General features: G+C 43.8%; 13 protein-coding genes. 7 read left to right on the top strand and 6 right to left on the bottom strand.

The window, feature by feature from the left end; all coding sequences use genetic code 11:
* The first annotated feature begins 211 nt into the window (after positions 1 to 211).
* From Q0307_RS06130 to Q0307_RS06120, 3 genes are all read left to right on the top strand, one after another.
* Positions 212 to 682: a DUF2059 domain-containing protein gene (locus tag Q0307_RS06130; RefSeq protein ID WP_298658099.1), complete on the top strand. Its 471-nt coding sequence runs from the start codon at positions 212 to 214 to the stop codon at positions 680 to 682.
* Positions 683 to 804: 122 nt separating this feature from the next.
* The gene (locus tag Q0307_RS06125; protein ID WP_298658096.1) at positions 805 to 1,119 is read left to right on the top strand and encodes a hypothetical protein; all 315 of its coding nucleotides are present in this window, start codon (positions 805 to 807) and stop codon (positions 1,117 to 1,119) included.
* A 236-nt stretch (positions 1,120 to 1,355) separates the two neighbouring features.
* Positions 1,356 to 1,826 carry a cytochrome c gene (locus tag Q0307_RS06120; protein WP_298658094.1) on the top strand — a complete coding sequence of 157 codons (471 nt, stop codon included), beginning with the start codon at positions 1,356 to 1,358 and terminating at the stop codon, positions 1,824 to 1,826.
* 66 nt (positions 1,827 to 1,892) lie between these two features.
* Here the strand turns inward: Q0307_RS06120 and Q0307_RS06115 are convergent, their stop codons facing one another.
* From Q0307_RS06115 to grpE, 5 genes are all read right to left on the bottom strand, one after another.
* A complete protein-coding gene (locus tag Q0307_RS06115) occupies positions 1,893 to 2,585 on the bottom strand; it encodes a cytochrome b/b6 domain-containing protein (RefSeq protein ID WP_298658091.1) in 693 nt (230 codons plus the stop codon).
* Positions 2,582 to 3,394, bottom strand: a complete 813-nt coding sequence (dapB, locus tag Q0307_RS06110) for a 4-hydroxy-tetrahydrodipicolinate reductase (protein WP_298658088.1) — start codon at positions 3,392 to 3,394, stop codon at positions 2,582 to 2,584. The genes Q0307_RS06115 and dapB overlap by 4 nt, the downstream gene beginning before the upstream one ends.
* 35 nt (positions 3,395 to 3,429) lie before the next feature.
* Positions 3,430 to 4,587, bottom strand: a complete 1,158-nt coding sequence (gene dnaJ / locus Q0307_RS06105; protein WP_298658086.1) for a molecular chaperone DnaJ — start codon at positions 4,585 to 4,587, stop codon at positions 3,430 to 3,432.
* Positions 4,588 to 4,678: 91 nt separating this feature from the next.
* A complete protein-coding gene (gene dnaK, locus Q0307_RS06100) occupies positions 4,679 to 6,601 on the bottom strand; it encodes a molecular chaperone DnaK (protein ID WP_298658083.1) in 1,923 nt (640 codons plus the stop codon).
* 120 nt (positions 6,602 to 6,721) lie between these two features.
* A complete protein-coding gene (grpE, locus tag Q0307_RS06095; protein WP_298658081.1) occupies positions 6,722 to 7,315 on the bottom strand; it encodes a nucleotide exchange factor GrpE in 594 nt (197 codons plus the stop codon).
* A 154-nt stretch (positions 7,316 to 7,469) separates the two neighbouring features.
* Between grpE and Q0307_RS06090 the strand changes: the two genes are divergently transcribed.
* Positions 7,470 to 8,225: a class I SAM-dependent methyltransferase gene (locus tag Q0307_RS06090; protein ID WP_298658077.1), complete on the top strand. Its 756-nt coding sequence runs from the start codon at positions 7,470 to 7,472 to the stop codon at positions 8,223 to 8,225.
* Here Q0307_RS06090 and Q0307_RS06085 read toward each other — a convergent pair.
* On the bottom strand, positions 8,222 to 8,437 hold the full coding sequence (locus Q0307_RS06085) for a hypothetical protein (RefSeq protein ID WP_298658074.1): 216 nt from the start codon (positions 8,435 to 8,437) through the stop codon (positions 8,222 to 8,224). The two genes, Q0307_RS06090 and Q0307_RS06085, sit on opposite strands and share 4 nt — an antisense overlap.
* Positions 8,438 to 8,603: 166 nt before the next feature.
* Here Q0307_RS06085 and Q0307_RS06080 point away from each other — a divergent pair, with 166 nt between their 5' ends.
* The 3 genes from Q0307_RS06080 to Q0307_RS06070 are packed head-to-tail and all read left to right on the top strand — an operon-like array spanning position 8,604 to position 11,417.
* Positions 8,604 to 9,626, top strand: coding sequence for a thioredoxin fold domain-containing protein (locus Q0307_RS06080; RefSeq protein WP_298658072.1), 1,023 nt, complete (start codon positions 8,604 to 8,606; stop codon positions 9,624 to 9,626).
* A 26-nt stretch (positions 9,627 to 9,652) separates the two neighbouring features.
* Positions 9,653 to 10,918 carry a YeeE/YedE family protein gene (locus Q0307_RS06075; protein ID WP_298658069.1) on the top strand — a complete coding sequence of 422 codons (1,266 nt, stop codon included), beginning with the start codon at positions 9,653 to 9,655 and terminating at the stop codon, positions 10,916 to 10,918.
* A gap of 22 nt (positions 10,919 to 10,940) precedes the next feature.
* Complete coding sequence (locus Q0307_RS06070; RefSeq protein ID WP_298658067.1) at positions 10,941 to 11,417, top strand: DsrE family protein; 477 nt, start codon at positions 10,941 to 10,943, stop codon at positions 11,415 to 11,417.
* Positions 11,418 to 11,572 lie beyond the last annotated feature (155 nt).

Raw genomic sequence — 11,572 nt, 5'->3', positions numbered from 1 at the left:
TTAAGTTACTACCGCTTTAGTGGCTCTTCAACTCCTCTGGTGCATGACCAAAATCATTACAGTAAATATTTTTAAATGATTTGCTGTTATTTTGTTCTTTTGAGCTTTAAAGTAATTTAATTCACAATTAGCTCAAATCTTATCCAAAACAGTCTACACTTTATAAACCGGTGTAAGCTCTTAAGATGAGTGCAAGCCTTTAGGATTTTTTATGAAGTCTTTGTTTTTCTTATCCATTCTTGCAGTTACAACCCTTGCATTTGCTTTGGAGGACAATACGGGCAATCGTCAAGCTCAAGCTCAGCGTTATTTAGATGCCAATCCGCCCCAAGCGATTGCTCAAGCATTAGCAGATCAAACCGCATTCATGCTACCGGAAAGGGAGCGCAAACCTTATCTAGAAATGTTGACCAAACATTTGGATTTAACAGTCATCAACCAATCAATGCATCAGGCTCTAGTCAAGCATTTCACTGCTAATGAACTAGAAGTTTTAGCTAATTTTTACAGTAATCCTGAAGCTAAAACTGCATTAGCCAAGATGGATAATTATATGACTGAAGTATTGCCCGTTTTGCAAAATGAAATGTTAAAAGCACAGCAAAAGGCATTTAACTCACCAGAGCAAATCTCCGATCTTAAAACTACCACCACGACGGACACCCCATTTAAATTTCCATAGTGTTTACACATTTTAAGGCGGTTTGATGCACAATCGCTGCCTAAACTCCAGCTTAACAGCATCCAAGATCAAGCCCTTCGACCCCTGAGGTGCTGTCCCCCCTTAGAGTAGGAGATACTGCAATGAAAAAAATAAGCCTCGCTGCGATTGTAAGCCTTGCCCTATTAACCGCAAGTACTACAGCTTCAGCTCGTGGTGGCTATGATGATGGCTACCGTCATCATGGTGGAAATCGCCATCATAGTAATCATGCTTCATTTTATATTGGTTTTGGCCCGCATGGACATGTGAGCTATGGTCTGAACATTCGCCCCCATCATAACTGGCGGCCTGTCTATCATCCACACCGCTCTTATCATCGACCTCAACGCAGTCACCAACGTATGGTACATCGGAGTCGTGGTTATTGCCCAGTACATGGCGGTTGGCATCGTTAAGATCTAAGCAGCTTGAAGCATCAACGCTGTACCATTTCCCGAAGTGGCGACGGCGCTGATGCTTTTCTCATTAAGCCACCTCTACCCTAAATACTTGAAGTGTTGGGAATATGCCCAATACAACAGGAAATTAGACATAGATACGCCTGTGGTAACTTGCCTCAAACTGCAGTTAATTTATACTGCCAGTACCCCTTAAATAGTCATTATTTTTAAACAATCAAGGAGCAAGCAAGATGAAATTTGGGAAAGTTGCCATTCTTACAGGAGCAATCTTATCGGCTGCAATTGTGATGGGTAGTGCTTGGGCTGCTAAACAAACTCCACAAGAAGCCGCTATCGACTATCGTCAATCCGCTTTCACAATGATCCGTAATCACTTTGGTCCAATGGCGGGTATGGTAAAAGGTGACGTGCCTTTTGATGCTGCCACTTTCAAGAAAAATGCGGACGCAGTGGCGACTTTAAGCCAATTCCCTATCAATGGCTTCATTGAAGGCAGTTATGAAGGCGAAACAGGTGCTAAGCCTGAAATTGCTGCCAAAATGGAAGATTTCAAAGCCAAAATGGAAACCTTCAAAGTAGAAGCAGCTAATTTAGCCAAAGCCGCTGATGGTGCTAGTGATATCGCAGCCCTGAAACCACAATTCGGCAAAGTCGCCGAATCTTGCAAAGCTTGCCATGATACTTATCGGAAAGAAGATTAATTAGCAGCTTAGCGATCCCTGCTCCTTAAACTTAAAAGTGAGCAGGGTTCAAGAGTGTTGTGCGCTTTAGAGCTGGCTTAAGACCTGCAAGCCAAAAGATACAGCGCCATAACAGACAATAAAAATACTCAGTGCCAGCCAAGGACTTTTAAAATTCAATTGCTCGGGAATCGGCTGTTGATCCGCTGGCCAATCAGCGCTCCCTGAAATCATAGCTTTTATAAGATTCGTGCGCTTACGAATCTTATAAAAGCCTACACTGAGAATATGCACAACTGCAGCTAACAACAAAATATTGAACCAAAGGTGATGCAGGCTATTCAAGGTCTTGGCAGTTGCCTCAGACACTAAAGCGTACAAAGGCCCTTCGACTAAAATATCATCATTGGCAAATAGCCCAGTAATAGCTTGAAATAATAGGCCACCTAACAAAAACACCACCATCCAAGCGCCTAAAGGATTATGACCTGCATGATAGGCTGTCCCAGAAGCTTGCATTTCTTTGAGATGGTGAATGGCAGTTTTAGGAGATTTAAGGAAGAAGGCAAAGCGGTCTGTATCACTACCGACCAAGCCCCAAATGATCCGGAAAATCAGCAGGGCTAGCATAAAAATACCAACCTGCATATGCCAATCCATCCATAAGCCACCTAGCTCGGCAGACAACCACATAAAGCCCATGCCGAGCACTAAAGTCCAATGAAAAATGCGCGTCGGCATATCCCAAATTTTAACTGCTGTCGTGGGGATATTATTCATTTAAACCCCAAAACATCTTGCATGTCATATAAGCCCGACTCTTGAGTTTGTAACCATTGAGCAGCACGCACAGCACCCTTAGCGAAAGTCATACGGCTAGAAGCTTTATGCGTGATTTCAATGCGTTCACCCACATCCGCAAACATCACCGTATGCTCACCGACGATATCGCCAGCGCGAATCGTTTCAAAGCCAATGGTTTTACGCTCACGTTCACCAGTCACACCTTGACGACCATAGACTGCACACTCTTTCAGATCACGGCCTAAAGCAGCAGCGATGACTTCCCCCATACGCAAAGCTGTACCAGAAGGTGCATCTACTTTATGACGGTGATGGGCTTCAATAATTTCAATATCTACGGTATCACCTAACACACGTGCCGCCATATCGAGGAGCTTTAAGCAGAGATTGACACCAATACTCATATTTGGGGCAAACATAATCCCAATCTTTTCGGAAGCAGCATTGATGGCTGCTTTACCAGCTTCATCAAAACCAGTGGTACCAATCACCATTTTTTTATTATGCGCCACACACCAAGCTAAATGCTCTAAACTCGGTTCTGGACGGGTAAAATCAATTAACACATCGAAGTCATTGGCAGCATCATCTAAAGACGGAGCAATGAGTACCCCATTCGCGCCGATGCCCGCAACAGCACCAATATCAGTATCAACTAATGGGCTGTTTGGATGTTCAGTAGCAACGGTGACTACTACACCCTCAACAGCATTGCAGGCTTCTAACAAGGTTTTACCCATTCGCCCAGCAGCACCTACAATGGCTATCCGTGTCATTTCGGTCATTTTAGCATCCCTCGATTCATCATTTTGCTTAAGCTTTAATCGTTTTTGTCACCAAAAAAATCATGCTTCACATCATCAATGAAACCTTTTGCCTTGTCTAGCCAGCTATGCTCCTTCGGACTATGACGCTTACCACCTTCACTCATGGTTTGATCAAGCTCCTCTAAAAGCTCGCGCTGACGTGTACTCAGATTGACTGGCGTTTCCACAATCACCGTACAAACCAAATCACCTACTGAAGCACTACGAACTGATTTCACGCCTTTATTACGTAGACGAAATTTTTTACCTGTTTGTGTTTCTGAAGGGATTTTTAATGTCACTTTACCATCAAGCGTAGGTACTTCCATTTCGCCACCCAAAGCGGCTGTAGTAAAACGAATGGGCACATTACAGAATAGATTATCCCCTTCACGGGCAAATAACTCATGCTCTTTGACGAAGAGTTGTACATATAAATCACCTGCCGGGCCACCATTCAAGCCAGCTTCGCCTTCACCTGATAAGCGAATACGATCACCCGTATCGACCCCAGCGGGAATTTTAACAGACAGCGTTTTATGCTCTTCTATGCGCCCTTGACCATGACAATCTGGACAGGGGTCAGTGATGACTTTGCCATTCCCGTGACATTGTGGACAAGTTTGTTGAACGGAGAAAAAACCTTGCTGACTACGTACTTGGCCTTGACCACGACAGGTTGAGCACGTTTGAGGATAGCTGCCTTTTTTCGCGCCAGTTCCTGAGCAAGTCTCACAAGTTTTCAGGGTAGGAATACGAATATCTACTTCTTTGCCAGTGACTGCCTCTTCTAAACTTAGCTCTAAGTTGTATTGCAAATCACTACCCCGATAGGCTCGCGTTCCACCACCACGCCGCCCACCATTTTCACCGAAGATATTGCCAAATAAATCCTCGAAAATATCGCCAAAGCCTGCACTACTGCGTCCGTTCCCCATGCCTACTTGCTCGACACCAGCATGACCAAATTGATCATAGGCCGATCGCTTATTCTGATCGGTCAAGACCTCATAAGCTTCTTTGGCTTCTTTGAATTTAGCCTCGGCTTCAGCATCATCTGGATTACGGTCAGGATGATATTTCATTGCTAGACGGCGAAACGCCTTTTTTAAATCATCCTCACTCGCATTTTTTTGTACACCGAGGACTTCGTAATAATCCCGCTTTGACATTAGTATCCCCTGCTACAAATAGGAGTCTATAAAAACAAAAAGCAGGCGTGAGCACTTACCCATCACGCCTGCATCAGTTCGCTTAAATAGCTTACTTTTTGTTCACTTCTTCAAATTCAGCATCGACAATATCATCATCTGCCGGTTTAGAACCACCCGCCTGACCACTAGCGCCTGCTGCGCCAGATTCAGGACCAGCCCCCATACCTGCCATTTTCTGCATTAACTTGCCAGAAGCCTCACCTAAAGCTTCGCTCTTACGCTCGATAACATCCTTATTATCGCCTTTCAGAGCATCACGCACTTCGCGAACCAAACTCTCGATATTGGCACGATCTGCGCCATCGACTTTATCACCATAATCACGCAATGATTTCTCAGTCGCATGCACTAAGCCATCCGCTTGGTTACGAGCCTCAATCAGCTCTCGTTGTTTACGGTCTTCTTCCGCATGCGCTTCGGCATCTTTTACCATGCGATCAACTTCAGCATCGGATAGACCTGAAGAAGCTTTAATCACGATAGATTGTTGCTTACCCGTCGCCTTATCTTTGGCAGACACATTTAAAATACCATTCGCATCAATATCAAAGGTCACTTCAATTTGTGGCATACCCCGTGGTGCTGGTGGAATGTCTTGTAAGTCGAAACGGCCTAATGACTTATTGTCACGCGCCATTTGACGCTCACCCTGTAACACATGCACCGTTACTGCGGTTTGATTGTCATCTGCGGTTGAGAACACTTGATTCGCTTTAGTCGGAATCGTGGTGTTTTTCTCAATCAACTTAGTCATGACACCACCCAAAGTCTCAATACCTAAAGACAATGGAGTCACGTCTAATAACAGGATATCTTTCACACCACCGCTTAATACACCACCTTGAATCGCAGCACCAACCGCTACCGCTTCATCAGGATTCACATCACGACGAGGCTCTTTACCGAAGAAGTTCTTCACCGCGTCTTGAACTTTTGGCATGCGGGTTTGACCACCCACTAAAATCACATCATTGATTTGAGAAGCACTTAAGCCCGCATCTTTCAGTGCAGTTTTGCAAGGATCAATCGTGCGAGTGATCAAATCATCAACCAAAGACTCCAACTTGGCACGAGTCACTTTAATGTTCATGTGTTTCGGGCCAGACGCATCAGCAGTGATATACGGCAGATTCACGTCAGTTTGCTGGCTAGAAGACAATTCAATCTTGGCTTTTTCGGCAGACTCTTTTAAGCGCTGCATCGCTAATGGATCACCTTTTAAATCCACGCCAGAGGACTTGCGGAACTCATCGACTAAATAGTCGATCAAGCGCATATCGAAATCCTCACCACCGAGGAAAGTGTCACCGTTAGTGGACAATACTTCAAACTGCATCTCACCATCGACATCTGCAATCTCAATGATAGAAACGTCAAACGTACCGCCACCTAAATCGTAGACCGCAATTTTGCTATCGCCTTTAGACTTATCCATACCATAGGCTAAGGCAGCTGCAGTTGGTTCATTGATAATCCGTTTAACTTCTAAACCTGCAATACGACCCGCGTCTTTAGTCGCTTGACGTTGAGAGTCATTGAAATAAGCAGGCACAGTAATCACTGCTTCAGTCACTGGCTCACCTAGATAATCTTCTGCAGTTTTCTTCATTTTCATCAGAACACGTGCAGAAATTTCTGGTGGTGCCATTTTCTTGCCACGTACCTCTACCCAAGCATCGCCGTTGTCAGCTTGGACGATTTTATAAGGTACTAATTTAATATCTTTTTGTACCGCATCCTCTTGAAAGCGACGACCGATCAAACGCTTGACCGCATATAAAGTATTTTCAGGATTAGTCACTGCTTGGCGTTTTGCCGTTTGCCCGACTAATACCTCTTCATCCATAAAAGCAACTACGGACGGGGTGGTACGATCACCTTCGGAGTTTTCAATAACCCTTGGTTTATCGCCTTCCATGACTGCTACGCAAGAGTTGGTAGTACCTAAGTCAATACCAATAATTTTTCCCATAATTTTTGCTTCTCCAGAAATCTTTTAACTACCGCAAGCTGTGCTTGCTAACTGCATCTTTAGATAGGGGCTGTTTATGGCTTTTCAAGGCTAAAAACCCCAGAAAAAATGCTTTTTTAACTATTTTTTGCTGACCATGACCATCGCTGGACGAATGGTGCGACCACTCAGGGTGTAGCCTTTCTGCATGACTAAAGACACCGTGTTATTGTCATAATCAGGGTGTGGCTGCATACCCACTGCTTGATGTTGCTCAGGGTTGAAGGGCTGCCCCAGTGGATTGACTGCCTCCATCTTGAATTTTTCCATCACCGACTCAAACTGCTTTAAAGTTAGCTCCATCCCTTGACGCAAACTATCCGCATCGCCTTGCGCTTGTAAGCCCATCTCTAGACTATCGGCTACTGGTAACAAAGCTTCCGCAAAGCGCTGTACTGAAAACTTATGTGCATCCTCCACCTGCTTTTCATAGCGGCGGCGCTGATTGTCAGCCTCGGCTTGGCCTCTAATATACAAGTCCCGATTTTCCTCAACCTTCGCTTGCGCGGCTGCTAACTCCGCCTGTAGCTTAGTGATTTCGGCTTGTGCCTGCGCTAAAGCTTCAGCGCTATTCGCCTCTGCTTGCACCGCGTCTATGACCGACTCGCTAGTTGCTTGCGGCTGCACCATCGGGTCTAGGTTTGAGTCTTGTTTATCTTGTTTTGCTGGGTTCATTTTCGATCTCCAAAATCTTGCCACGCTGCTAGAGGCTCCGTGTATTGAATCGCCTGAAAGAAATAAGGGTTAATTTTTTAAATTCAAGGCCAACCTAGAAAAGCAGATGCAAAAAATTGGAGAGTTTGCGATTATTTTTCTAAGGAGAATCAACATGACCCCAAACTTTAAAGATCATTTCTCTAATGTGGCTAAAACCTATGCGAGTTATCGACCTCAATATCCGGCTGAACTCTATGTGTGGCTAGCCGACATTAGCCCAACTACTGAATTAGTTTGGGATTGTGCTTGTGGTACAGGTCAGGCTTCCTTAGGTCTAGCTAAGCATTTTCAGAAAGTCATAGCCACTGATGCCAGTGCTCAACAAATTGCCGCTGCAGAACCACATCCTAAAATTGAATGGCGCGTGGCTGCTGCTGAAATAAGTGGCTTGGCTGATCACTCAGTAGATTTGATTACTGTTGCCCAAGCTTTACATTGGTTTGATTTAGGTAAATTTTATGCTGAAGCGCAGCGCGTCTTGAAACCTCAAGGTGTATTAGCGGTTTGGACTTATGGGGTTTTGCAGATTGCCGAACCACGTATTGATGCACTAGCTCAGAATTTTTACAGCCATACCGTTGACCCCTACTGGCCGCCGGAGCGCAAGATTGTTGAAACGGGCTATCGTGATTTAGCTTTCCCTTTTCAGGAATTTCCAGCTCCTGCATTCAGCATGCAACTAGCTTGGTCTAAAGCGCAATTGATGGGTTATTTTCGTAGTTGGTCGGCAACTGACCGTTATATAAAAGTCATAGGTTCCGATCCGGTGAGTCATTTAGAACAGCAACTCGCTGGACTTTGGGATGACGAAACCAGCTATCTAACCGCATGGCCTTTAGCTTTCAGAATCGGAAGGAAACATACTTAAAAATTTTCGGCGGCGTCTAAACGCTGCTGATTAACTTGTTGAGCAGCGTCTATTTTGTCCACAATTATTTGCTGAGTTTGCTCTGTAGATGTAGATACTATGTTAATAGGTGCCTTGGGTGGTGCAGGTGCTACTACTGTCACAGGCTCTTGGCAAGCGCCTAAACAACTGCAGGCTGCTAACCATAGCCAAGCTTTAGGGCTACTAGTCATTATTTTTCTTCATGTTTCCAGTTCTGACAGGCGCTGAATTTATCAGAGCCTCAGCAGGTTTTAACTTTTATCAGTCCAACGGCAGTAGCTCTATCTCTACTAGTCACTCGCCTCAAACCCCAAGGCCACGTATGCTTAAATAGTTGTAGAGGAAGGAGATTAATATATGCCTAAGTTCACTCAAGCTTGGTTTTCGCTAATGATTTTATCATTGTGGTTTAGCCTAACTGCATTACAGGCAGATGCAACAACGGAAGGCAAGGTAGTGGGTGGTGTTCAACATGAAATGCCGGAGTGGTTTAAAGAAAGCTTTTTGGAAATCCAAGATGACATCAAAGAGGCTACCGATGCCAATAAGCATGTGATGTTATTTTTTCACCTGAATAATTGTCCTTATTGCGCCAAAATGCTGGATGACAATTTTTTGCAAGATCCTCTAAAAACCTATATTCAAGAGCACTTTGATGTAATCGCTATTAATGTGAAAGGCGATCGACAAGTGCAATACAGCAAAGAACTCTCCTTTTCTGAGAAAGAGTTAGCTGGCGATTTAGAAGTCACACTCACTCCCACCATTACCTTTATCAATGCTGAGAATAAAACTGTTGCACGCCTCAATGGTTATCGTTCACCCGAGCAATTCAAGCCAGTGCTTGAGTATGTGGCTAGCCAAACTTATAAAACTGAATCACTTAGCGATTATCTTGCCAAGCAACCTGCACAAGCTAGTTATCAAATCAGACCGAATGCTTTGTTTGAAGATCTCAAAGATCTTTCTACTATTAAAACGCCTTTACTGGTAGTTTTTGAATCAACTCGCTGTAGTGATTGCAACTTTTTACACGATACTTTACTGAAAAATGCAGCGATTCAAGAGGAGCTAAAAGCCTTCAAAGTCGTGCGCTTCGCAGCCGATGACATTACTGAAATTACTGATGTGAATGGTAATAAAACTACAGCCAAAAACTGGCTACAACAGCTCAAACTCAGCTATCAACCAGGGATAGTATTGTTTGATGAAGGTAAAGAAGTGACACGCTTAGAAGGCAAACTGTATAACTTCCACTTTCAGCAACTCTTAAATTATGTGAGTAGTCATGGCTATAAAGAACGCAGCTTTCCTGAACATTTAGGCTTACGCCAAGAAGAACAATTGGGTCAAGGGAAAACGGTTGATATTGGGGAGTAAAACTTAACAAGCTCAGGAGCTACTGCATGGTATTTAATGATTTTGCAAGTGCATGGCTAGGATTATTGCTAGCAGGTTGTCTTATCGCTTTTATCTTAGGCTTTATCGCTAATAAAACCCACTTCTGTACCATGGGAGCCGTGTCAGATTGGGTGAATCTGAATCATACTGGTCGAATGCGCTCTTGGTTGTTAGCGATTGCAGTCACGCTTGCAGGGGTGACCACTTTAGAATACTTCGGTATCACCAACTTTAATACAACTTATCCCCCTTACCGGAATGGTCAACTGATTTGGGCAGAAAATATTCTAGGCGGAATTTTATTTGGGATTGGGATGACTTTAGCCGGTGGTTGTGGGAATAAATGCTTAGTACGTTTAGGTGCGGGCAATCTTAAATCCTTATTGGTTTTTCTGCTCATTGGTGTGATCGCGTATTTCATGTTGAATCCCTTCCCGAATTCAGACCAAACTCTTTATTCGCTGTTATTTTATCCGTGGCTCCATCCATTAGCGCTTAATTTAGGCGCCTCACAAGATTTAGGTGCTTTAGTCGCTGATGAAGCTCATACAGATGGAATGCGTTTAATACTGGGTAGCCTCATAGCCATTATCCTGTTATTCATTGTGGTGTTATCTGCTGATTTTCGCAGCAGTAAAGACTTTGCACTCGGTGGTTTAGGGGTTGGACTGTGTGTCCTTGCTGCTTGGTATGCTAGTAGCCAAATCAAATTAGACGTTGATGGTCAAATTTATAGTCTCAGTCAATATTATGCAGAATGGGATTTATTGGCTGAATCTGACTCAGGTAAACCTGCCAGCAGCGCCCCCTTGAGTACTCAATCTTTTACGTTCATTAATCCCATAGGGCAAAGCATTGCTTATTTAGCCAGCGGTTTACAAGCTAAGCTACTCACCTTTGGAATTTTAGCTTGTTTAGGAGTTATTTTAGGCTCACTGACTTGGGCACTTATTTCACGTAGTTTCAAATTTGAGTGGTTTGCCTCAATAGGCGATTTTTTCAATCACTTAATTGGCGCAACTTTAATGGGATTGGGCGGTGTATTAGCAATGGGTTGTACAATTGGTCAGGGTATTACGGGTGTTTCCACTTTAGCCTTAGGCTCAATCTTGACCTTAACGAGTATTATTTTTGCTAGTGCACTGACTATGAAAATTCAATTTTATCGCATGATGTATGAAAGAGAGGCAAACTTCTTTAAAGCGTTAAGTAGTAGCTTAGTGGACTTAAAACTTCTACCTGAATCTATGCGTCGCCTCAAAAAAGTTTAACGCAACCCGTAAGGAGCTAGTTATGCTTAAGTACCTATTTAGTGGTTTATTAGTTGGTAGTTTAGTTCTGAGTTATTCGTTCAGCACACCCAGTTGGGCTGCTACGGGTACTACAACAGAAAACCCAGCAACGCCTACTCAAACCCAAACACAACGCTTAGTTATTCAGATGAATAAAAAAGATGCAGAACTTCAAGACCATGTGCTTGCTAACATTGTCAATCTGCAAAAGCATTTCGGGATGGATAATATTGAGATTGAGTTAGTAGCTTATGGTGCTGGCATTTGGTTTTTGACCGATGACAGCGCTTATAAGCAACGTATTGAAAGCTTGATGCTGCAGAATGTCGTGTTTACTGCTTGCGGCAATACCTTAGACACTGTTGAAGCCAAGGATGGGAAGCGTCCGACGCTAATTAAAGGAGTAGAAGTCGCACAAGCAGGGATTGCGCGGATTATGGAACGTCAGCAGCAAGGGTGGAACTACTTAAGCCCTTAGCGGTTACTAAACCAGCAGTCTTTTCTTAGCCACTCGTCACAGTCTCTGTGTAAACTACGCAGAGACTGCAAATCTCTTTATTGACATCCTCCTCTCCCTAAAGGCATAAGTATCTACACAAATCCCCGGAATTTCTTGATAATCGGGGATATGAG

This window comes from uncultured Thiothrix sp., assembly GCF_937873765.1.
Taxonomy (GTDB): Bacteria; Pseudomonadota; Gammaproteobacteria; order Thiotrichales; family Thiotrichaceae; genus Thiolinea.
The sequence above is the reverse complement of the archived record's forward strand: the minus strand, read 5'-3'. Positions and strand labels throughout refer to the sequence as shown.